This is a genomic window from Rhizobium sp. Leaf453, from assembly GCF_001425605.1.
Lineage (GTDB): Bacteria > Pseudomonadota > Alphaproteobacteria > Rhizobiales > Rhizobiaceae > Pararhizobium.
The window spans coordinates 178,289-198,361 of the sequence record NZ_LMRG01000001.1 but is presented as its reverse complement, the minus strand read 5'-3'; the positions used below and the strand labels follow the sequence as shown (position 1 = coordinate 198,361).

Annotated in this window: 24 protein-coding genes and 1 pseudogene; 15 read left to right on the top strand and 10 right to left on the bottom strand. The window is 60.1% G+C overall.

Annotated features, from left to right (window positions below):
• Positions 1–3: 3 nt before the first annotated feature.
• From ASG68_RS01045 to rnhA, 9 genes are all read left to right on the top strand, one after another.
• Positions 4–309, top strand: a complete 306-nt coding sequence (locus ASG68_RS01045) for a type II toxin-antitoxin system RelE/ParE family toxin (RefSeq protein WP_062575924.1) — start codon at positions 4–6, stop codon at positions 307–309.
• Positions 306–596, top strand: a complete 291-nt coding sequence (locus tag ASG68_RS01040; RefSeq protein ID WP_062575925.1) for an addiction module antidote protein — start codon at positions 306–308, stop codon at positions 594–596. The genes ASG68_RS01045 and ASG68_RS01040 overlap by 4 nt, the downstream gene beginning before the upstream one ends.
• Before the next feature lie 127 nt (positions 597–723).
• Positions 724–1,107, top strand: a complete 384-nt coding sequence (locus ASG68_RS01035; protein ID WP_062575926.1) for a DUF983 domain-containing protein — start codon at positions 724–726, stop codon at positions 1,105–1,107.
• On the top strand, positions 1,076–1,843 hold the full coding sequence (locus ASG68_RS01030) for an SURF1 family protein (RefSeq protein WP_082478277.1): 768 nt from the start codon (positions 1,076–1,078) through the stop codon (positions 1,841–1,843). Before ASG68_RS01035 ends, ASG68_RS01030 begins: the two co-directional genes overlap by 32 nt.
• A gap of 27 nt (positions 1,844–1,870) precedes the next feature.
• On the top strand, positions 1,871–2,236 hold the full coding sequence (locus tag ASG68_RS01025) for a DUF1304 domain-containing protein (protein ID WP_062575928.1): 366 nt from the start codon (positions 1,871–1,873) through the stop codon (positions 2,234–2,236).
• Between the two features lie 3 nt (positions 2,237–2,239).
• The gene (gene ispH / locus ASG68_RS01020) at positions 2,240–3,253 is read left to right on the top strand and encodes a 4-hydroxy-3-methylbut-2-enyl diphosphate reductase (RefSeq protein ID WP_062575929.1); all 1,014 of its coding nucleotides are present in this window, start codon (positions 2,240–2,242) and stop codon (positions 3,251–3,253) included.
• Positions 3,232–3,588 (top strand): hypothetical protein, encoded by a 357-nt coding sequence (locus tag ASG68_RS01015; RefSeq protein ID WP_062575930.1) that lies wholly within the window; start codon positions 3,232–3,234, stop codon positions 3,586–3,588. Before ispH ends, ASG68_RS01015 begins: the two co-directional genes overlap by 22 nt.
• A 42-nt stretch (positions 3,589–3,630) precedes the next feature.
• The gene (locus ASG68_RS01010) at positions 3,631–4,608 is read left to right on the top strand and encodes a homoserine kinase (protein WP_062575931.1); all 978 of its coding nucleotides are present in this window, start codon (positions 3,631–3,633) and stop codon (positions 4,606–4,608) included.
• Positions 4,609–4,632: 24 nt separating this feature from the next.
• Complete coding sequence (rnhA, locus tag ASG68_RS01005; RefSeq protein ID WP_062575932.1) at positions 4,633–5,073, top strand: ribonuclease HI; 441 nt, start codon at positions 4,633–4,635, stop codon at positions 5,071–5,073.
• Here the strand turns inward: rnhA and ASG68_RS01000 are convergent.
• The 4 genes from ASG68_RS01000 to ASG68_RS00985 form a co-directional block, all read right to left on the bottom strand.
• Positions 5,060–5,599, bottom strand: a complete 540-nt coding sequence (locus tag ASG68_RS01000) for a cupin domain-containing protein (RefSeq protein WP_162243571.1) — start codon at positions 5,597–5,599, stop codon at positions 5,060–5,062. The two genes, rnhA and ASG68_RS01000, sit on opposite strands and share 14 nt — an antisense overlap.
• A 238-nt stretch (positions 5,600–5,837) precedes the next feature.
• Positions 5,838–6,134, bottom strand: coding sequence for a hypothetical protein (locus ASG68_RS00995; RefSeq protein WP_062575934.1), 297 nt, complete (start codon positions 6,132–6,134; stop codon positions 5,838–5,840).
• 168 nt (positions 6,135–6,302) lie between these two features.
• Complete coding sequence (locus ASG68_RS00990) at positions 6,303–6,788, bottom strand: peroxiredoxin (RefSeq protein WP_062575935.1); 486 nt, start codon at positions 6,786–6,788, stop codon at positions 6,303–6,305.
• 68 nt (positions 6,789–6,856) lie between these two features.
• Positions 6,857–7,723, bottom strand: a complete 867-nt coding sequence (locus ASG68_RS00985; RefSeq protein WP_244484068.1) for a protein-disulfide reductase DsbD domain-containing protein — start codon at positions 7,721–7,723, stop codon at positions 6,857–6,859.
• Between the two features lie 171 nt (positions 7,724–7,894).
• Here ASG68_RS00985 and ASG68_RS00980 point away from each other — a divergent pair, with 171 nt between their 5' ends.
• The 4 genes and pseudogenes from ASG68_RS00980 to ASG68_RS00965 all read left to right on the top strand — a co-directional run bounded on the left by ASG68_RS00980 (position 7,895) and on the right by ASG68_RS00965 (position 10,523).
• Positions 7,895–8,497, top strand: a complete 603-nt coding sequence (locus ASG68_RS00980; RefSeq protein WP_413813977.1) for a YqgE/AlgH family protein — start codon at positions 7,895–7,897, stop codon at positions 8,495–8,497.
• Positions 8,498–8,613: 116 nt separating this feature from the next.
• Entirely contained in the window at positions 8,614–8,805 is a 192-nt protein-coding gene (locus ASG68_RS00975; RefSeq protein ID WP_062575936.1) for a CsbD family protein, read from the top strand.
• Between the two features lie 193 nt (positions 8,806–8,998).
• Positions 8,999–10,075, top strand: coding sequence for a putative zinc-binding metallopeptidase (locus ASG68_RS00970; RefSeq protein ID WP_062575937.1), 1,077 nt, complete (start codon positions 8,999–9,001; stop codon positions 10,073–10,075).
• 54 nt (positions 10,076–10,129) lie between these two features.
• Positions 10,130–10,523: pseudogene (locus ASG68_RS00965) on the top strand (YkvA family protein).
• A gap of 50 nt (positions 10,524–10,573) precedes the next feature.
• Here the strand turns inward: ASG68_RS00965 and ASG68_RS00960 are convergent.
• Positions 10,574–11,137 (bottom strand): hypothetical protein, encoded by a 564-nt coding sequence (locus ASG68_RS00960; RefSeq protein WP_062575939.1) that lies wholly within the window; start codon positions 11,135–11,137, stop codon positions 10,574–10,576.
• 143 nt (positions 11,138–11,280) lie between these two features.
• Here ASG68_RS00960 and ASG68_RS00955 point away from each other — a divergent pair, with 143 nt between their 5' ends.
• Complete coding sequence (locus ASG68_RS00955; protein ID WP_062575940.1) at positions 11,281–11,850, top strand: TetR/AcrR family transcriptional regulator; 570 nt, start codon at positions 11,281–11,283, stop codon at positions 11,848–11,850.
• A 3-nt stretch (positions 11,851–11,853) separates the two neighbouring features.
• Here the strand turns inward: ASG68_RS00955 and ASG68_RS00950 are convergent, their stop codons facing one another.
• The 4 genes from ASG68_RS00950 to thrC form a co-directional block, all read right to left on the bottom strand.
• Entirely contained in the window at positions 11,854–14,709 is a 2,856-nt protein-coding gene (locus ASG68_RS00950) for a sensor domain-containing phosphodiesterase (RefSeq protein ID WP_244484066.1), read from the bottom strand.
• Between the two features lie 56 nt (positions 14,710–14,765).
• Positions 14,766–15,377 carry a GNAT family N-acetyltransferase gene (locus ASG68_RS00945; protein ID WP_062575942.1) on the bottom strand — a complete coding sequence of 204 codons (612 nt, stop codon included), beginning with the start codon at positions 15,375–15,377 and terminating at the stop codon, positions 14,766–14,768.
• Positions 15,378–15,465: 88 nt separating this feature from the next.
• Complete coding sequence (locus ASG68_RS00940) at positions 15,466–16,767, bottom strand: M16 family metallopeptidase (RefSeq protein ID WP_112405583.1); 1,302 nt, start codon at positions 16,765–16,767, stop codon at positions 15,466–15,468.
• A 16-nt stretch (positions 16,768–16,783) separates the two neighbouring features.
• Positions 16,784–18,190 (bottom strand): threonine synthase, encoded by a 1,407-nt coding sequence (gene thrC, locus ASG68_RS00935; RefSeq protein ID WP_062609098.1) that lies wholly within the window; start codon positions 18,188–18,190, stop codon positions 16,784–16,786.
• A gap of 336 nt (positions 18,191–18,526) precedes the next feature.
• Between thrC and ASG68_RS00930 the strand changes: the two genes are divergently transcribed.
• Positions 18,527–19,081 (top strand): hypothetical protein, encoded by a 555-nt coding sequence (locus ASG68_RS00930; protein ID WP_062575944.1) that lies wholly within the window; start codon positions 18,527–18,529, stop codon positions 19,079–19,081.
• Positions 19,082–19,276: 195 nt separating this feature from the next.
• Here ASG68_RS00930 and ASG68_RS00925 read toward each other — a convergent pair whose 3' ends face one another.
• The gene (locus ASG68_RS00925; protein ID WP_062575945.1) at positions 19,277–19,972 is read right to left on the bottom strand and encodes an HAD family hydrolase; all 696 of its coding nucleotides are present in this window, start codon (positions 19,970–19,972) and stop codon (positions 19,277–19,279) included.
• Positions 19,973–20,073: the final 101 nt, after the last annotated feature.

Below are 20,073 nucleotides of genomic sequence, written 5' to 3'. Positions count from 1 at the left end.
GACATGTTGATATTTGAAGCCACCACTGTCTTCAAGGATTGGCTTTTTTCGCTGCGTGACGTGAAGGCTAAAGCGAGGATTCTCGCGCGGATCCGTTCAGCGGAACATGGAAATCTGGGAGACTGCGCGCCGGTCGGCGAGGGCGTTTCCGAGATGCGGATACATTACGGCCCTGGTTACCGTGTTTATTTCAAGCGAACCGGGGATGTCGTCTATCTGCTGCTGATCGGTGGAGACAAATCCAGCCAGAAGCGCGACATCGCAGCGGCGTTGAAAATAGCCAATGAACTGAAGAAGGGCCGTAAATGACGACGACTTCTGTCTTTGATGTCTCGGAATTTCTCGACGACGACGAATTGATTGCCGAGTATCTGGCAGCAGCCATGGAAGATGAAAATCCGGACGTTTTCATCGCGGCACTTGGAGACGTTGCGAAAGCGCGCGGGATGACGGAAATCGCGAAAGCCTCAGGGCTTGGCCGCGAAAGCCTCTACAAGTCACTGCGCGGCGGTTCAAAAACGCGTTTTGAAACACTGCATAAAATCATATCCACGCTGGGGCTGAAAATGACCATCGTTACGGATCGTGCCTCCTGAACAGATTTGGCTGGCAACTTTAAGAGCCCTTTTGTCGCAGCCTTTCTGTTGGACGAAAATGCGGCCGGAAGATACCTAGCTGCTCTAATGTGAAGGCCGGAAAGAGGCCAATCTGAAAGATCAAGCCATGACCGAAGACACAGCCCATTTTCCGCCGGTCGATCCTGTGAAGGCCGGATTGCAGGGATGCTGCCCGCGCTGCGGTCAGGGAAAGCTGTTCGACGGATTCCTGAAGGTGAAATCGGTCTGCGCCAACTGTGATCTCGATCTGGCCTTCGCCGATTCGGGCGATGGCCCCGTGGTCTTCGTCATCCTGATCGTCGGCTTCATTGTCGTCGGCGCGGCGCTGTGGATGGAGGTCAACATCAATCCGCCGCTGTGGCTGCATTTCCTGCTCTGGATACCGCTGGCCTGCGGCCTGAGTCTCGTGCTGATGCGCCTGCTCAAGGGCGTGCTGATCAACCTGCAATACCGCAACAATGCGCGCCAGGGTGAGATCGATCGTGGTTGAGGCGTCCGCAAGAAAAGGCGGCGGGCTGTTCGGCCGTGTCGCGGGTATCGTTCTGCTTTTGACTGTGCTCGCCATTCTGCTGTCGCTTGGGACCTGGCAGGTCCAGCGGTTGCACTGGAAGGAAGCGTTGCTGTCCGAGATCGAGACGCGCCGGCATGCGCCGCCTGCCGATCTCGCTTCAATCGAGGCGTTGGCCAAGGATGGCGGGGATGTCGATTACCGCGCGATGCGGGTGAGCGGCACCTATATCAACAACAAGGAACGCCATTTCTTTGCGACCTATGAGGGGCGCACCGGCTATTACATCTATACGCCGCTGCAGCTTGCGGATGGCCAGGTCCTGTTCGTCAACCGCGGCTTCGTTCCCTTCGAGAACAAGGAGCCGGGAATGCGCAAGCTGGGGCAGTTGACCGGCGAGCAGATCGTCACCGGTCTTGCCCGCGCCAAGCTCTTGGAAAAACCATCCTGGGCCGTGCCGGACAACGATGTCGCCAAGAACATCTTCTACTGGAAGGACCTCGACGTGATGGCGTCAAGTGCCGGGCTCGATCCTGCCAAGGTCGTGCCCTTCTTCATGGATGCGGACGCAACGCCGCATGAGGGCGGCATGCCGATCGGCGGTGTGACGCAGTTCGATCTGCCGAACAGCCATCTGCAATATGCGGTGACATGGTACGGCCTTGCCGCCACGCTGGTGGTGATCAGCGGGGTGTTCATCTTTCGGCGGAAGACGTAAGTTCCGGGCTTCAACAGGGAGAATCGTATGGGCGTTCTGGCAAACATCTTCATCGCCCTGACGGCGCTCTTCCATCTCGGCTTTCTGGTGCTGGAAATGTTCCTCTGGACCCGACCAACAGGACGGAAGGTCTTCCGCATGTCGGCCGAACAGGCGGAAGCGACGAAGGTTCTGGCCGCCAATCAGGGACTCTACAACGGTTTTCTGGCTGCCGGCCTCGTCTGGTCGCTTCTGGCGTCTCAGACGGATTTTGCCTTTCAACTGAAGGTGTTCTTCCTTGTGTGCGTGATCGTTGCCGCTATATATGGCGCATGGTCGGTCAAGCCGCGCATTCTTCTGGTGCAGGGTGGACCGGCGATCGTCGCTCTTCTTTTGACTGTGCTGGCTTCCTGATCCATGGCTTCTTCTACCCCGGCAAAGACCCCGATCACCCTTCGCCTCTGCGGACCGCGCGGCTTTTGCGCTGGCGTCGACCGGGCGATCCAGATCGTCGTTCTGGCGTTGAAGGAATATGGCGCGCCGGTCTATGTCCGGCACGAGATCGTGCACAATCGCTACGTTGTCGAAGGGCTGGAGGCTAAGGGCGCGATTTTCGTCGAGGAACTCGACGAGATCCCGGAAGAGCATCGCAAGCAGCCGGTGGTGTTTTCCGCCCATGGCGTGCCGAAATCGGTCCCTGCGGATGCCACAGCCCGCAACCTGTTCTATCTCGATGCCACATGTCCGCTGGTCTCCAAGGTACACAAGCAGGCAATGCGTCACCAGAAGCTCGGCCGCCATGTCGTGCTGATCGGCCATGCCGGCCACCCGGAAGTGATCGGCACGATGGGGCAATTGCCGGAAGGCGCGGTGTCGCTGGTGGAAACCGTCGAGGATGCGGATGTCTACACGCCGCCGGATCCCGACAATCTCGGCTTCGTCACCCAGACCACGCTCTCGGTTGACGACACCGCCGGCGTCATCAAGCGGCTGCACGAGCGCTTTCCGAACCTGACGGCGCCCGCCGCCGATTCGATCTGCTATGCCACCACCAATCGCCAGGAAGCGGTGAAGCAGGCTGCCCCCGGATGCGACCATTTCATCATCGTCGGTGCGCCGAATTCATCGAATTCCAAGCGGCTGGTCGAGGTCGCGCTCCGGGCCGGTGCGAAAAAATCCGTGCTTGTCCAGCGCGCGTCGGAAATCGACTGGGATGATTTCGCCGATGTCGCTACGGTGGGCCTGTCTGCCGGAGCATCCGCGCCGGAAGTCATCGTCAACGAGATCATTGAGGCGTTTCGCGAACGCTTCGGCGCGGTGGTCGAACTGGCGGATACGGTCGAGGAAACCGAGAATTTCCTCGTCAACCGCGAGCTTCGCCACGTGCCGCTGACGGTGGAGGATATGGTGTGGGTGAATGGCAGAGACTGATTTCGGAGCTGACGTTCTGGCAGCTCGCTGGGTACTGTGCGGTAGTATCTGCTTTTTGGTTGCCCTTCCTCACCTTGGTCGGCAGCCTTTTGGTCGGCTTCCTATCGTTTGCTCGGCTCATTATTCGCGGCGGGTATCCTTGGGGCGCGCCGGGCGAATCTGGTTTCGACAGCAGTCGAAGGGAAATCATGTATAAGGCGCGAGTTTCCATGGCCCTGGGCACTCCCGAAAATATCAGGGATCAGAATCGCATCGGCATAAGCTTCATTGTATTTTTTGCCTCGATTGCTGTGATTGCTGGCTTGAACTTTCTGTCCTGGCTTTTAGGCAGTTGATTCATCGATTCCTGACTCGCGATACACATAGAGGCACTTTCCTTGGCAGTTTACACCGACATCACCGAAGACGATCTCTCCCGTTTTCTGGAGGCCTATGACGTCGGTACGCTGACGTCCTACAAGGGCATTGCTGAAGGCGTCGAGAACACCAATTTCCTGCTGCACACGACCAAGGGCGCCTACATCCTGACGCTGTACGAGAAGCGTGTGGACCAGAACGACCTGCCGTTCTTCCTCGGCCTGATGCATCATCTCGCCGATCGCGGCCTGTCCTGCCCGCTGCCGCTGCCGCGCGCCGATGGCAAGCTTCTCGGCCATCTGTCGGGCCGTCCGGCCGCCGTCATCTCGTTCCTGGAGGGCATGTGGCTGCGCAAGCCCGATGCCAATCATTGCCGCGAGGTGGGCAAGGCGTTGGCGGCCATGCATGTGGCGGGCGAAGGCTTTGCCATCCGCAGGCCCAACGCGCTGTCGGTGGGTGGCTGGCGGCCGCTGTGGAACAATTCCCGAGACCGCGCCGACGAGGTGCAGACGGGGCTGAAGACCGAGATCACCCACGAGCTCGATGTCCTCGAAGCCAACTGGCCCGTAAACCTGCCGGAGGGCGTTATCCATGCGGACCTCTTCCCCGACAACGTCTTCTTCCTCGGCGACGACTTGTCCGGCCTGATCGACTTCTACTTCGCCTGCAACGACTTCCTCGCCTATGATGTCTCCGTCTGCCTGAACGCCTGGTGCTTCGAGAAGGACGGCGCCTTCAACATGACCAAGGGCATGGCGCTGCTCTCAGGTTACCAGAGCGTGCGGCCGCTGACTGGGGCGGAAATCGAGGCCCTGCCACTCTTGGCGCGCGGCTCGGCGCTGCGCTTCTTCCTGACCCGTCTCTACGACTGGCTGATGACCCCGCCCGGCGCGCTGGTGGTCAAGAAGGACCCGCTGGAATACCTGAAGAAGCTGCAGTTCCACCGCTCGGTCGCCTCCGCCGCCGAATATGGTCTCGTCGCAGCCGTTCCTGCCTGACACTCTGCCGAAAGTTCAAGCCTGATGAAACATGTCGATATTTTCACGGACGGGGCGTGCTCCGGCAATCCCGGCCCCGGCGGTTGGGGCGCGGTGCTGCGCTATGGCGAAGTGGAAAAGGAACTTTGCGGCGGCGAAGCGGAGACCACCAACAACCGCATGGAGCTTCTGGCGGCGATCACGGCGCTGACCAGCCTGAAAACCCCATGCGAAGTCGATCTCTACACCGACTCCAAATACGTCATGGACGGGATCAGCAAGTGGATCCACGGCTGGAAGAAGAACGGCTGGAAGACGGCCGACAAGAAGCCGGTGAAGAATGGTGAACTGTGGCAGGCGCTCGATGCCGCTAATAGAAGCCACAAGGTGACCTGGCACTGGGTCAAGGGCCATGCGGGCCACCCGGAGAACGAGCGTGCCGACGAACTGGCACGCAAGGGCATGGAGCCGTTCAAGAGGAAGTGAGGCCTCGCCGCCTTCCACGAACAAACCCGTGCCTTTTGAGCGGCGGCATGGAAAGCCGGTAGCCGAGCAGCAGCGCAACCGGCGCCAGCGCTGCAAAAACCGTTTTCTGAAGCCAGACGGGGATGCCATCCCCATAGGCATGCCCATGGAAGGCATGCAACGCCAGTGCGCGCAGAACGAGCGGCGGCTCTCCCTGCGCGTCGTACCAATCGGGGTGATTGGTTGTGCTCATCGACATGTTGAGAAAGAACCGCAGGAAATCGCATGCGGGCGTGAAGCGCGCCGTAAAATGCGTTTCTCCGTCATGACCATTGCGGAAGAGATGCGGCGTTCCCCGTGACGCGACAATGCTGTCCCCGGGATGCAGGAGGGTCCATTTGCCGTCGATCATGATCTTCAGCACCCCGCTCTGCACGATGAATTCTTCATCGGCATGCGGATGGAAATGCTGCCGTCCGGTGCCCGTCAGCATCCCGCCGCGTTCGAGGATGACGTCAAACTGTACGGCATCGGCCTCTTCGTCCATATGGCTGAAAACGAAGGTTTCGCCGTTGAACGCGTTGCGAATGCGCGTACCTGCTGGAGGAAGAGAGACCATCTCGGCTGTTCCGGCGATCGGGCGGTTTCGCGGGGGCTCATTCGCCGTGCGACCCGAGCCACCGCAACCGCGTTACAATCGACATATTACAGCATCTCCGGTCGTCTTCGAACTGGATTCCGTCAGTCCACCGTCATCGCGGTAGCCGCTTGGGCGCACCGTTACGCTAGTTGACGGTGCAGACGCCGTTGGCGCCGCCCTTGCCGGTGTAGGACACATCCGCCGAGCCGTCAGGGCTGATGGTGAGCGATATAGTGACGCCGCTGCCATGGGCTTCGTAGTAGTTTTCGTTAAAAACCTTCAGCTTGCCTTCCTTGCCGTTGATATAGATCGGACCGCCCTGATCGGCATGAACCTCAATGTTCCCGGGGCAGGTGGCGTTGACCAGCGGGATTTTGGCAGCGGCCTGTCCGGCAACCAGAAGCGACGCTGAAAAGGCGGCAATATACAAAGATGCTTTCATCGGAAGCTCCCAAAGTTTTTTTCGAAATGACATTGTAAGACGACTTTAGATTGTAGTGCGTGACGCTGTCATTTCAAGTCGCGATGGTCGATGAGCTGTCTTGCAATTGTTGGGCGGTGGAGCATCACCGGGAAGCGCGCGGAGGCTTCCCGGTGATCGCAGTTGTCCTCAGATCTGCTCCAGCATGGCGGCGGCGGCAGAAACCGTGGCCTGGCCGGGGCTTTCTTCAACATTGAGCGATTTAACGATACCGTCTTCTACCAGCATCGAATACCGCTTGGAGCGAACGCCCAGCGTGCCGGCGGAGAGGTCGATATCCATGCCGAGCGCCTTGGTGAAGGCTGCATTCCAGTCGGACAGGAAGTGGATCTTGCCCATGCCGCCCGACGAGGTTGCCCAGGCGCCCATGACGTGAATGTCGTTGACCGCGATGACGGCGATGTCATCGATGCCGCGTGCGAGGATCGCATCGCGGTTTTCCAGGTAACCGGGCAGGTGGTTCAGCGAGCAGGTCGGCGTGAATGCGCCAGGCACAGCGAAGAGTACGACCTTCTTGCCCGAAAACAGCTGATCGGTGCTGATTTCGACCGGGCCGTCGGCGGTCTTTTCCTTGAAGGTGGCGGCGGGCAGCTTGTCTCCGACAGAAATGGTCATGATGGAACTCCTCTAATCTACTTTCGGGAAGGCGAACACGTCGGTTCGTTGTGAAATATAGTTTTGGTTCATTCAAAGAAAATCGTGGTCTGCATGCTGCGCTCGCCAACACGCACGACGATGTTGATGCTTCCTGTGATTTGTCCACGGTCAATTTCACCGTCACTGTAGGGGATTTCCGCTGTCGTCACACCGTTCTTTGTCACAATGTTTTCTACTTCGCCGAGCCGGAACCTGCCGACACTGGAAATGAAGATTTCGGGTGCGGCCTCGTCCGGGCCGGGCCTGATGATCGAGAGATGCATGCGTTTTGTTGTTTTGTCGAACCAGTGAGCTTCTAGTTTGAAGTCGCTGGCGGACACTTCTCCCGTGGCCTCAAAAGCCTTTTCGATTCGCGCACGTTCCAGAGGGTTTTCCACCTGGTCCGCCGGCAGCGAAACGGTGAAATTGCCCTGGACGGGGATGCAGATATCCTTGCAGATGCCGATGAAGATAGAACCCTTGAGCGTGATGTCACCCTTGGTTTCGCTCCTCAGTCCAATAGGGAAGGCAACGGACTGGTCATAGCCGATGAAGCGCGCCACGCCTTCATTAAAGGTCTTGGGAGCGGGAAAGCTGAGACCGGAAATGGTGACGCCGCTCGACGGACCGATGGTGACCTGTGGCGGGATGCCGCTGGCGCCTGGCTCTTTCCAATAGGTCTTCCAGCCCGGCTTGAGTCGGATGTCGAGGATGGCGGGCACCCTGTCGTGAAGGATGGCGGGGACCCTGCTGTCAGGCCGCGGCCTTACAGCGACGATGCGCACGTCGCCGCCCTCCGAACTGATCCATTCGCTCGTTGCCGCATAGGCAATCGAGCCCGCAAAAAAATATCCTGCGAGGCTTGCCAGAACAGCCAAATGCGTCACATTCTGTAGTCGGCGATGATATTTCATGGCTGCGAGGCTTATCGGTTTCCGGGCACGGTTGAAAGACGCCCGCCATTGTCCAAGGATCATTTTATCTTGAACGGACGTGAGAAAACGGATCCATAAAAAGCCTCGAAAACCAGAAAGACAAGGGTGGAAACGCTTTTCATTTGACCTCGAACGATAAGGGCTAAAGCCATGATGGCGACGTTCCAGAAGAAACGTGAACGCGGTTTGCTCGATGGTCAGTTCCTGATCGCCATGCCGGGCATGTTCGACAGCAATTTCGCCCGCACCGTGATCTTCGTTTGCGCCCATTCCAGTGATGGCGCCATGGGCTTCGTGCTCAATCGCCCCCAGCAACTGACCTTTCCGGACGTGCTGCTCCATCTGCAGATCATCGATCAGGCCCAGGCCATTCGGCTGCCGGGCGTCACCCGCGATTTCCAGATTCAGACCGGAGGCCCGGTCGAGACCGGCCGTGGCTTCGTGCTGCATTCCGATGATTACCTCAGCGAATCCAGCATTCCCGTCAGCGACGACATCTGCCTTACGGCGACGCTGGATATCGTCCGCGCCATTTCACGCGGCGAGGGGCCGTCCAAGGCGATGATGATGCTGGGCTATGCAGGTTGGGGTGCGGGGCAACTCGAAAACGAGATCGCCAACAATGGCTGGCTGAATTGCCCGGCCAGCGAGGAACTGATCTTCGACCGCGATCTCGGCGACAAGTACGATCGCGCACTGGCATTGATGGGCGTTGCGCCCGCCATGCTGTCGATGGATGCCGGCCACGCCTGAACCGGCATTTTTATCGCTTTCTGCAAATCTTCCGGAACAATTTGCAGTGCTCCCCGTTTTTCAGTCGCAAGGACAAGAGATTGGATCTTGTCCTCCCCCTCTTAAAGGAGACTGACATGGGTAGCACTTCCGACAAGATTTCCGGCGCGGCCAACCAGGTTGCGGGCAAAGCCAAGCAGGCGGCCGGCAAGGCCACAGGCAGCGCCAAGCTGAAGGCCGAAGGCAAGGGCCAGGAAGTCAAGGGCAAGGTGCAGACCGCCACCGGCAAGGCCAAGGACGCCGTAAAAGGCGCGGTTGACCGCATGTAATCCGGTTTGCCGCATCACGGCCAGACCGTGATCGCGGCTCCAGCGTGCGCATATCGACTGTCCTGACGGGTTCAACTGGATAGAAGATTTTTGCGCCGATGCCCGCTGTGCCTCCGTGCCGGCGGGCATTTCTCTGTCAAATTGTCATTCCAGTATACTATCGTGACGTGATCATAGGGGCGGGCGACGATCCATGAGACTTTATCAGTGCGGCAATTGCGGCAATTCGGTTCATTTCGACAACCGTGTCTGTATTAACTGCGGCTTCCAGCTGGGTTTCCTGCCTGAGACCATGTCCATTCAGGCGGTCACGCCGACCGGCGATAATCTGTGGCAGATCATTTCGCGCTCACAAGCCGATGTCCGCTTCTGTGCCAATGCCGCGCATGACACCTGCAACTGGCTCGTCTCGGCCAATGACAGCAACATCTATTGCGAAGCCTGCCGATATAATCGCATCGTCCCGGTTACCGATAATCCCGAAGGGCTGGCCCGCTGGCAGAAGATCGGCCAGGCACAACGGCACCTGTTCTATTCGCTGCTACGCTGGAACCTGCCTCGCCCCGGCCGCGATGTCGATCCGCAGGGCGGGCTGGTCTTCGATTTCCTTGCGGATGAAGTGGATGCAAACGGCAATGTCGTACCGGCTATGACCGGACATGAAGATGGTCTGATCAGCCTGCGCGCGGCCGAAGCCAATGACGCGACACGCGAAAGCGTGCGCGTGTCGATGGGCGAACCCTATCGGACGCTGCTCGGCCATTTCCGTCATGAGATCGGTCATTTCTACTGGGCGCAGCTTGTGCGCGACGACCAGACGCTTGCCGAAGCGCGCGCCCTGTTCGGCGACGAGAGTGCCGATTACGCCGAGGCGCTGAAGCGCAATTACGAGCAGGGGCCGCCGCCGGACTGGCAGGCGAGCTTCATCAGCACCTATGCCAGCTGCCATCCGGCCGAGGATTTCGCCGAATGCTGGGCGCACTTCTTCCATATCGTCGATACGCTGGAAACGGCCCGATCCTTCGGTCTCTCGACCGATCCGCGCCGCCACGAGGACATGGCGGCGGAGGTGGATTTCAACCCCTACCGGGCCGCCAGCGCGCAGGATCTCGTCGATGCCTGGATCCCGCTCAGCGTCGCGCTCAACAGCCTGCAGCGCAGCATGGGGCAGGCGGACAGCTACCCCTTCGTACTCTCGCCGCCGGTGGTTCAGAAGCTTGATTTTATCAATCGGCTTATCCTGAGGGCGGGCGCGGGCGTCGTGCCCTGAAGTAATACCCGAAGACCTCCCCAAAAGTTGAACGCTTTTCCGTTAGACTGGCGCATGAACAAATGGCTTGATTCGGCGAAGCGATGGGCACGGGCGTATCAAACGCGACGTCGTTGCGCTGTGGATCGCCGCGCGGGATCACAGGACGCCTGTTCTCGCGAAGATCGTTGCCGGCTTTGTGGCCGCCTATGCGTTGTCTCCGATCGATTTCATTCCCGTGGTTGGTTACCTCGATGATGTCATCATCGTGCCGCTCGGCATTCTTCTGGCGGTGCGGCTGGTCCCAGGCAATCTGATGGCGGAATATCGTGCAGCCTCCGAGGCGCGGCAGGGCCGCCCGACAAGCCGGTCCGGTCTTGTGGCGATCATCGTGATCTGGATCTTGCTTGCGGCGTGGGCGATCTGGCTGGGTTGGCGGTTCCTTGCCGCCATGCATCCGAATCCATGACGAGCCGCAGCAGGCTGTGTTGGGCCTGCCGCCATGAGCTTGCTTGTCATTCAGCCGGTAACTTTTGTCTGGCGATAGGCCACAACGGTCAACCAAATGGAGGAGAGCAAGAAGTAGAACGCACCGAATCCGACATAGGGAACGATGTCGAGGATGCCGGGTGCAGATGCACCAAACGACTGGCTGATCATGAAGCCACCGGCTAGTGCCGATTGCGCTCCGCTGAGGATCATAACCCATTGCGCACCAAAGGCGCGCCACCGGCGGACACCGGTATAGAGCTGCAGGGCGCCCGAAAAGATCGCCCAGACACCGAACACAGCGAGCACGGCATAGGTGTCCCGCATGACCGCCAGAACGACGGCAAGTGTGGTGATGGTGCTGACGAAAACGTTGAGGGTTTGCGACGGATTGGCCTTTAAACCACCATTGACGCGGGCATCGACCAGATTGGCAACGGCGTCCCAGGCTGGATAGATCACGAGAAGAATCGAAGCCAGCATGAAATGACTACCGAACAGGATGGCGGCAACGATCCATGTGATCGAAAACACGGCGCGGGTGAAATAATAGGATCTCAACCAGTTGGATTGAGGGGAGGATTGAACAGGCATGACAGTCTCCTTATTTGTCTACCTATTAGTAGGTAGACAAAATTCCGGAGTCAATTCGGGACGGCAGGTGCCCTGTTCACGATATCGTGGGCGGCGAATGTCGAGAGAATTGACACCCTCCCTACCAGGAGATAGGCAGCGACATGGAATCAACGACATCCGAAAAAATACTCGATATAGCGCAGTCCCTGATTGTCGCGGGCGGCTATAACGGTTTCAGCTATGCCGATATTTCCGAAGCCGTCGGCATCCGCAAGGCGAGCATCCACCACCATTTCCCGACCAAGGCCGAACTCGTCCTGGCGCTGGTGGAGCGGTACACGCGACAGGCCGAAACGGGGTTGAAGGCGTTGGCGCAGCGCACACCAGACCCGGCGGAACAGCTGCAGACTTATCTGAATTACTGGCAGGCCTGCATTCTCGACGCCAGCCAGCCCTTCTGCGTCTGCGCCATGTTGGCGGCCGAGATACAGATGTTGCCGGAGGTGGTGGCCGCTCGCGTGCGCGGTCATTTCCAAAATCTGGCGGGATGGCTCACGTCGGTTCTGCAGACGGGGATGGACCGCGGACAATTCCGGATGAGCAATCCGGAAGGGGAGGCGCAAGTTCTGATGGCCTCTGTCCATGGCGCCATGCTGTCGGCCCGGGCGCTCAGCGATCCCGAACTCTTCCAGACGGTCGTAGGGCCGCAGGTGGCGAGGCTGCGCGCTTAGGCCTCAAGCCCGCTTCATCAGCGGAAAGCGTTCCTTCAGCAGGCGCTGTATCGACTCCGAACCGATCGGCGGGCCGAATAGGAAGCTCTGGCCGAAATCGCACCCCATCTGCGCCAGTTCGATGGCGTCCGCTTCCGACTCGATCCCTTCCGCCACGACCTGCATGTCGAGTTCGCGCGCCATGGTGATGACTGAGCGAAGCAGGATCGTGCGCTTGTCGCCGGAATCCTTGACCAGCGCCTTGTCGATCTTGATCGTGTCGAAGGGGAAGCGTGTGAGGTACGCCAGCGAGGAATGCCCGGTGCCGAAATCGTCGAGCGCCAGCCGTATCCCGGCATCCTTGAGCTTTTGCAGCACCAGGCGGGCCTGCTCGGGGTTTTCCATGACGAGGGATTCGGTCAACTCGATCTTCACCTTCTGCGCATCGCAGTGGTTCTTGTTGAGCACGTCGCGGATATCGTCATAGAGATCGTTGTTGAGCAATTGCGCGCTCGACAGGTTGACGGAAACGAAGATCGGCAGGTCGCCGGTCTGGAGCTGCCATTCGCTGAGGTCGCTGGTGGCCTTTTCGAACGCGAACATGCCCAGCTGGTTGATGAGGTCGGACCCTTCGGCGATCGGGATGAACTCGGTCGGCGAGATGCTGCCGCGCTTGGGGTGTTCCCAGCGCATCAGCGCCTCGAAGCCGGCTATCTCGGCATCAGCCAGACGGACGATCGGCTGGTAGACGAGGCTCAGTTCCTTGCGCTCGATGGCCCGGCGCAGATCGGCCTCCAACTGCAAACGGTCGGTGCCCGACGCGCGGAAGGCGGGGCGGAAGGGCTCGACGCGATTGCCACCGGCCTTCTTTGCCCGGAACATGGCAAGCTCGGCATCATCGAGCAATTGTGCCGCGTTTTCCTGCTGGTCCACCCAGGAGACGAGGCCGATCGAGGCGGTGAGATTGATTTCCTTGTTGCCGAAATTGAGCGGCACCATGATCGCCTTGGACACCGCATCGGCGAAATCGGCGACCTTGGCGGGATCGCGCTCCGACATCAGGATCAGCCCGAACTCATCGCCACCCAGACGAGCCAGCGTGTCCTGCGGCTTCAGGAGACGGCGCAGGCGGCGCGTGAGCGCGATCAGGATATTGTCGCCGGCCGCGATCCCCAGCTTGTCGTTGACCTGCCGGTAGCGGTCGACATCGATGGTTATGACGGTGGGGCGCACCGCGGTCGAGCCCGGTGCCAGCGACAGGATGGATTGCAGCCGGTCGAGGAAAATCTGCCGGTTCGGCAGGCCCGTCAGGTTGTCATTCAGCGCATTGTGCAGCAAACGGTCGATGGAGTTCTTCTGCTCGGTAATATCGATGATCGTGCCGACACAGCGGATGATTTCACCGTTGGCGCCGAGCACCGGCCTGGCTCTGATCGACAGCCAGTGATAGTGGCCATCCTCGGCCCGGACCCGGAATTCGTGGTTCAGCCGGCCGCGCCGGTGTTCCAGCAGCACATCGAGCGTGGCCCGGAAGCGGTCACGGTCGTCAGGGTGCAGGCGCGGCAGCCAGTTGCGCGCGGGGCCATGCATGGTGCCGGGCGAAAGGCCAAGCTGGGCGGAAATATCGGGGATGGTGACGACGCGGTCGCGCGCCACGTCCCAGTCCCAGACGGTATCGCCTGAGCCGGTCAGGGCCAGGGACTGGCGCTCGAGGTCGGAAAACAGGCCCTGGCTATAGGCACCGCCGGCAAAGGCGTGCTGCATCACCGTGAAGCCAATCAGGAGAACGATCAGAACGAGGCCGCCGCCGAGCGCCGGCTGGACGATATCGTTGGCCAACTGCCCGGTCACCGTCATCCAGGCGCCGAACAGCCAGACGAGGATCAGCAGCCAGGCGGGTACCAAGAGGATAGCGCGATCGTAGCGGTTGAAGCCGAGATAGGCGATCAGGATGATGCCGGCGGTACCGGTGAGTGCAAAGGAGAGGCGGGCAATGCCCGAGGCGATCGCCGGATCGTAGATGGCGACGCCGAAGAGGAGGCCGAGGCCGAGGATCCAGGCAAGCGTCGCGTAGCTCAGGTGCTGGTGCCAGCGGTTGAGGTTGAGATAGGTAAACAGGAAGACGACGAGGCCGGCCGCAAGGAACACTTCCGTTCCCGCGCGCCATATTCGCTCGTCTCCGGCGGTGATGTTGATGAGCTTCGACAGGAAGCCGAAATCGACGCAGATATAGGCGAGAACCGCCCAGGCAAGCGCCGCCGTCGCCGGCAGCATCGAGGTTCCCTTGACGACGAAGAGAATGGTCAGGAACACTGCCAAGAGGCCGGCAATGCCGAGCACGATGCCACGATAGAGCGTGAAGGCGTTGACCGTGTCCTTGTAGGCGTCGGGTTGCCAGAGATAGATCTGCGGCAGGTCGGGGCCTGCCAGTTCCGCCACGAAGGTGATGACCGAACCCGGGTTCAGCGTGATGCGGAAGACGTCGGCCTCGTCGCTCGGCAGACGGTCGAGCGCAAAGCCTTCCGACGGCGTGATCGACAGGATGCGCTGCGAGCCGAGGTCCGGCCAGAACAGTTTCGAATTCACCAGCCGGAAATGCGGGGCGACGATGACGCGCTCCAACTGTTCCTCGGAAACATTGGCCAGCGCGAAAACGGCCCAGTCGCCCTGATGGTTTTCGGCGCTGGAGCGAACTTCGATGCGTCGGACGATGCCATCAGCGCCGGGCGCCGTGGAGACTTGGAACGCTTCGCCGCGGCCGGTATAGATTTCCGTCGTCGCCGTCAGATCGAGGGCATTGTCCTCGCGCGAGATTTTCACTGGCTCGATGGCGAAGGCGGGAGGGGCGCCGAACCAGCACAGGACAGCAGTCACGATCATGGCGAGGGCCATGAGCCTTTGGACTGGTGGAAGCGATGGCAGGCGGGTCAAAGACATCAATCACTCAAATTCTTCGTTGGCATGCGGTCTTGCGATAGGAGGGCAAACATCAGGTGATCGCGCCATTGTCCGTTGATTTTCAGGTATTCCCGCAAGTAGCCTTCACGCTGAAACCCGGCCTTTTCAAGGAGCCGGATACTTCTTTGGTTCTCGGGAATACAGGCTGCTTCGATACGGTGCAACTGAAGGCTCGAAAAGATGTAGGGAATAGCCAGTTTCACCGCCTGCGCCATGTGCCCCTTGCCGGCATATCGCTCGCCCATCCAGTAGCCGATCATGCAGCATTGCGCGGCTCCGCGACGGATATAGCCGATAGTCAGCCCGCCGATCAGCGCATTGTCCTCACGCGCAATGACGAAGAGTGGCACGGCCTGGCCGGAGGAGAATTCCTGTTCGTTTCGTATGACGCGTGTGCGAAAGGCACTCTCGGTCATTTCGTCGGCGCGCCAGGTCGGCTCCCACGGCTCGAGGAAGGCGCGGCTTTCGCTGCGCAACTGGTACCATTGACGATAATCGGAAGTCTTCGGCAGGCGCAGCAGGTGGGTCGCGTTGGCAATCTCGACCGGGTCCGGCTGCCGTGACAGAAACCGAAAGACCGATCGTGTCATGAAAGCCTCCGCGCCGGTGGGGTGTTGCCGCTAAGACGGAAAGCTGCGCGCTCCCAAAAGAACGCGCAGTCGAATTTCGAGAAATGGATCAGCCGTTGGCGGCGCGCGGACGAGCAGCCTTGCTGGACAGTGCACCGAGAATGTCGTCCATCGGCGCCAGCTTTTCGACCGGTCCGATTGCCGAAAGCGTCGGCACGGTATCGAAGAACAGGCGGCCGGCAAGATCGGTCAGGCGCTCGATGGTGATGCCGGACAGGCGTTCCATCAGCTCTTCATTCGGGATCGGGCGGCCGTAGAGCATCATCTGGCGGGCGATCTGGCCGGCGCGGGCTGCCGGGCTTTCCTGACCCATCAGCAATTGGGCGCGGATCTGGGCGCGGGCGCGGTCGATTTCCTGCTGCTCGATGTTCATCGAGGCCTTGCGCAGTTCGTCGATGATCACAGGCATCAGTTCGGGCAGGTTCTCGCCACCGGTCGCCGCATGCACGCCGAAGATGCCGGTATCGGAAAAGCCCCAGTGGAAGGCATAGACCGAGTAGCAGAGTCCGCGATGCTCGCGCACTTCCTGGAACAGGCGGGATGACATGCCGCCACCCAGGATGTTGGCGAGGATCTGCGAACAGTAGAAGTCGCGGGCATGATAGGCCTTGCCCTCGAAGCCCAGCAGGACCTGCGCATCCATCAGGTCGCGGTCTTCACGCACGTCACCGCCGGTATAGCGGGCAATGTCGGCCACGGGCGCAGCGGTCGGCTTTTGCGGCAGGCTGGCGAAACGGTCTTCAACCTGTCGCACGAAGCTGTCATGATCGAGCGCACCGGCACCGACGACGAACATCCGGTCCGTGGTGTAGTTGCGGTCGAGATACCGGCGGATCTGGTCGGGCGTGAACGAAAGAACCGTTTCCGGCGTGCCGAGGATCGGGCGGCCGATCGTCTGGTTGGCGAAGGCGGTTTCGGCGAACTTGTCGAAGACGACGTCGTCGGGCGTGTCGTTGGCGGCGCCGATTTCCTGCAGGATGACCTGCTTCTCGCGCTGCAGTTCGTCATCGTCGAAAGAGGATTCCGTCAGGATATCGGCAAGGATATCAACGGCGAGGGGGACATCGTCCTGAAGGATGCGGGCGTAGTAGGACGTGGTTTCCGTTGATGTGGCGGCGTTGACTTCGCCGCCGACATTTTCGATCTGTTCGGCGATGTCGCGGGCGGTTCGCCGGGCCGTGCCCTTGAACGCCATATGTTCCAGCAGATGGGCAATACCATGCTCGTCTGTTGTTTCGTCACGCGAACCGGACTTGATCCAGACACCGAGCGCGACACTTTCGAGATGCGGCATGTGCTCGGTGACGACCGTCAACCCGGATTGGAGCCGGGTGCACTCAACTTTCATCATACGTCTTTCTGCGTCCTTATTTCCGGATGCGGCCACGCTCGTTGATAAAGGTTTCAACGGTTTTAAGCTCGCCGTCCAGAACGTCAAAACGCTCCTCCCTGACCATCAGATCAGCAAGCCACGTTGGAAGCGCCGGGTCAATACCGCAGGCTGATTTTACTGCGGCCGGGAATTTCGCGGGATGTGCGGTCGCGAGCGTTACCATCGGCACGCTCGCGGTCTCGTGCTTTGCCGCAACGAAGACGCCGATCGCGGTATGCGGATCGAGCAGATAGCCGGTTTCTTCGAGGGTTTTCTCGATAGTCTTCGCCACGTCCTTCTCGGAGGCGCGGCCGGCACGGAACAGCTTGCGGATCCGCTTCAGGGCATCAGCCTCGATCTCGAACGAGCCGGACTGTTTCAGGCTGGCCATCAGGCCGCGCACCTTGGAAGCGTCGCGCTCATGGGCTTCGAACAGCAGCCGCTCGAAGTTGGACGAAATCTGGATGTCCATCGACGGCGAGGTGGTCGCCTTGACGTCGCGCATTTCGTAGCGGCCAGTCTGCAGCGTGCGGGCGAGGATGTCGTTCTCATTGGTGGCGATGATCAGCTTGTCGATCGGCAGGCCCATCTGGCGGGCAACGTAACCGGCGAATATATCGCCGAAATTGCCGGTGGGAACCGTGAACGACACCATCCGGTCCGGGCCGCCGAGCGCCAGCGCGGTGGTGAAGTAATAGACGATCTGGGCCATGATACGCGCCCAGTTGATCGAGTTGACGCCCGAGAGCGCCACGCCGTCGCGGAAGGCGACGTCGTTGAACATTTCCTTCACGAGGCCTTGGCAGTCATCAAAATTGCCCTCGATGGCGATGGCATGGACGTTGGATGCCTTTGACGTCGTCATCTGGTGCTGCTGCACCGGCGACACCTTGCCATGCGGGAAGAGGATGAAGATATCGGTGCGGTCGCGCCCGGCAAAGGCGTCGATCGCGGCACCGCCGGTATCGCCCGAGGTCGCGCCGACGATCGTCGCGCGCTGGTTGCGTTCGGTCAGGACATGATCCATGAGCCGGCCGAGCAATTGCATCGCCACGTCCTTGAAGGCGAGCGTCGAGCCGTGGAACAGTTCCATGATGAAGCTGTTCGGCCCGGTCTGGACCAGCGGCGCGATGGCCGGATGGCGGAACGTCGCATAGGCCTCGTCGATCATCGCCCGGAACTTGTCGTCCGGGATTTCTCCATCGACGAAGGGGGAGAGCACGGCAAAGGCGATGTCCTGATAGGATTTTCCGCGCAGCGCCCGGATTTCCTTCTTGGTGAAGCTCGGCCATTCGCTGGGGACATAGAGGCCGCCGTCGCGGCCCAGACCCGCCAGCAGCGCATCGCAGAAACCCAGCGAAGGGGCTTCGCCCCGCGTCGACACATACTTCACAGTGACCATCCTTCGTCATGCGTTTGGGGCCGCAGGCACGTGCGGCGGGAATTGAGCGGCACCATAGGTGAACCGCGATTGTTTCGCGGTTCTCTTTGCGTCAAGCCTTGGCAAAGCTGACGGAAAGATCGGTTTGTCGCCCGGCATCGGCCAGTTCAGCGGGTCCTGAAAAATTGGCGTTCCGGTCTCAGACTCCAATCGATTTTTCAATGCGTCGCTGCTATAGACCATCGCCAAGGGTCTTGAAAGGCTCAAGTTGCAGGGGCGGAAATCCGAAAAATACCTCATTTTCCGGTCAGCCATGCCCAGGCGATATCAATCGTGCAAGGCAGAGGGTCATCTCAAGTGTTTGGTAAAATTTCCAGCCGTCTTCTCGGAGTTTCACTTCTTTTGCTCGCCGCGGGCTGCAACAAGACCGATACGGGCGGCGCAATCGATGTCGGCGGCAGCGCCGCGGCCCCGACCCCTGCCGTGATCCAGGGATCCTGCCCGCAGGTCTATCTGCTGGATGGAACCGCGAACTACCGCACCTATGCCAAGGGCGCCAAGGATGATCCGACCAAGATCGTCTACCAGGCGTCGCTCGCCGATACGACCCGCCAGTGCGTGCAGAACGAAAGCCAGCTGGTCATGACCGTCGTCGTCCAGGGCCGCGTCGTTTCCGGCCCGGCCGGCGGTGCCGGCAGCGTCAACCTGCCGATCCGCGTCGCCGCCACCGATGGCAAGAACACGCTCTATTCCGAACTGACCCAGTACCCGGTCGAAGTCGCGTCCGGCGCTGGCGCCACCCAGTTCATCTTCACCAAGGCGCAGGTCACCCTGCCGGCTGGCGCGGGCGATTTCGCCAAGATCTATGTCGGCTTTGACGAGGGTCCGGTGAAGGGCAAGAAGAAGAAATAGGCTTGCTCAGATTATCTCCCCCTCGGTGGGGGAGAAAGCAATTTCAACATCTTAGCTTTAGCTAAGTGTTAGAAATTGCAAGAGAGGGGGTAGGCCCGAGAAAGGGATGATCCCCTCACCAACAAAATCTAACACTTAGCCTGTGGCTAAGATGTTGATTTTGTATCCTCTCCCGCAGGGGAGCGGTAAAAAGCCTCAAGCCGTCAGCGATTCCGACCATTCCGACAGGGCGGCGATGACGCCGGGGAGTGCGCTCATGCGCGAGATCACGGTTTCGGCGCCGGCTTCCGTCAGCTTGTCGGCGTGGGAGGGATAGGTGTGCGAGGCGCCGGTGAAGCCGACGACGCGCATGCCGGCGGTGATGGCGGCGTGGACGCCGTGGACGGAATCCTCGATCACCAGAACGCGGGACGGATGGATGTCGAACTGCTTGGCGCCGTGCAGGAAGATGTCCGGCTTCGGCTTCACCCGGTCTTCGCCCAGATCGCGCGCCGAATAGATGTGCTTTCCAAAATGATTCTTGATGCCGACCTTGCCGAGCATCATGGCCAGGCGCGCCGAGGTCGAGTTGGAGCAGATGCCGTGCGGCAGCGTCAACTGCGCCAGCATCGGCTTGACGCCCTCGATGACCTTGACGTCGGTGGCTAGCCGCTTGTCGAGGATCGCCTCGTTCTTGGTGATGAGGTTGGCCGAAAGCGGAATATCGGCTTCCTTCTCGATGGCAAGCAGCGTGTTGTGCCAGGTCATGCCGGCAAAACGCTCGGCCATTTCCTCGGTGCTGATCGGGTAACCGGCCTCGGTCAGAAGTTCGGCTTCGACTTCGCTGGCGATGATTTCGGAATCGACGAGAACGCCGTCGCAGTCGAACAGGATGAGATCAATGCTGGACATCTGGTAATCCTTGGGGGAGATGCAGGCCGTTTACACGATGCCGCCCGAAAGCTCAACCGCGCGCAGCGGGAGGCTGGTATGCGCAACGGCTTTCAGGGGGC

Bases quoted from the DNA above. Each gene is read 5' to 3' on its own strand.
- ASG68_RS01045 (WP_062575924.1), top strand. From the start codon at position 4: ATGTTGATATTTGAAGCCACCACTGTCTTCAAGGATTGGCTTTTTTCG.
- thrC (WP_062609098.1), bottom strand. From the start codon at position 18,190: ATGGTCACTGTGAAGTATGTGTCGACGCGGGGCGAAGCCCCTTCGCTG.
- ASG68_RS00985 (WP_244484068.1), bottom strand. From the start codon at position 7,723: ATGAAATATCATCGCCGACTACAGAATGTGACGCATTTGGCTGTTCTG.
- ASG68_RS00925 (WP_062575945.1), bottom strand. From the start codon at position 19,972: ATGTCCAGCATTGATCTCATCCTGTTCGACTGCGACGGCGTTCTCGTC.
- ASG68_RS01040 (WP_062575925.1), top strand. From the start codon at position 306: ATGACGACGACTTCTGTCTTTGATGTCTCGGAATTTCTCGACGACGAC.
- ASG68_RS00995 (WP_062575934.1), bottom strand. From the start codon at position 6,134: ATGAAAGCATCTTTGTATATTGCCGCCTTTTCAGCGTCGCTTCTGGTT.
- ASG68_RS00990 (WP_062575935.1), bottom strand. From the start codon at position 6,788: ATGACCATTTCTGTCGGAGACAAGCTGCCCGCCGCCACCTTCAAGGAA.
- ASG68_RS01025 (WP_062575928.1), top strand. From the start codon at position 1,871: ATGGGCGTTCTGGCAAACATCTTCATCGCCCTGACGGCGCTCTTCCAT.
- ispH (WP_062575929.1), top strand. From the start codon at position 2,240: ATGGCTTCTTCTACCCCGGCAAAGACCCCGATCACCCTTCGCCTCTGC.
- ASG68_RS01035 (WP_062575926.1), top strand. From the start codon at position 724: ATGACCGAAGACACAGCCCATTTTCCGCCGGTCGATCCTGTGAAGGCC.
- ASG68_RS00955 (WP_062575940.1), top strand. From the start codon at position 11,281: ATGGAATCAACGACATCCGAAAAAATACTCGATATAGCGCAGTCCCTG.
- ASG68_RS00945 (WP_062575942.1), bottom strand. From the start codon at position 15,377: ATGACACGATCGGTCTTTCGGTTTCTGTCACGGCAGCCGGACCCGGTC.
- ASG68_RS00960 (WP_062575939.1), bottom strand. From the start codon at position 11,137: ATGCCTGTTCAATCCTCCCCTCAATCCAACTGGTTGAGATCCTATTAT.
- ASG68_RS01000 (WP_162243571.1), bottom strand. From the start codon at position 5,599: ATGGACGAAGAGGCCGATGCCGTACAGTTTGACGTCATCCTCGAACGC.
- ASG68_RS00970 (WP_062575937.1), top strand. From the start codon at position 8,999: ATGAGACTTTATCAGTGCGGCAATTGCGGCAATTCGGTTCATTTCGAC.
- ASG68_RS00975 (WP_062575936.1), top strand. From the start codon at position 8,614: ATGGGTAGCACTTCCGACAAGATTTCCGGCGCGGCCAACCAGGTTGCG.
- rnhA (WP_062575932.1), top strand. From the start codon at position 4,633: ATGAAACATGTCGATATTTTCACGGACGGGGCGTGCTCCGGCAATCCC.
- ASG68_RS00980 (WP_413813977.1), top strand. From the start codon at position 7,895: ATGATGGCGACGTTCCAGAAGAAACGTGAACGCGGTTTGCTCGATGGT.
- ASG68_RS00950 (WP_244484066.1), bottom strand. From the start codon at position 14,709: ATGATCGTGACTGCTGTCCTGTGCTGGTTCGGCGCCCCTCCCGCCTTC.
- ASG68_RS01030 (WP_082478277.1), top strand. From the start codon at position 1,076: ATGCGCGCCAGGGTGAGATCGATCGTGGTTGAGGCGTCCGCAAGAAAA.
- ASG68_RS00940 (WP_112405583.1), bottom strand. From the start codon at position 16,767: ATGATGAAAGTTGAGTGCACCCGGCTCCAATCCGGGTTGACGGTCGTC.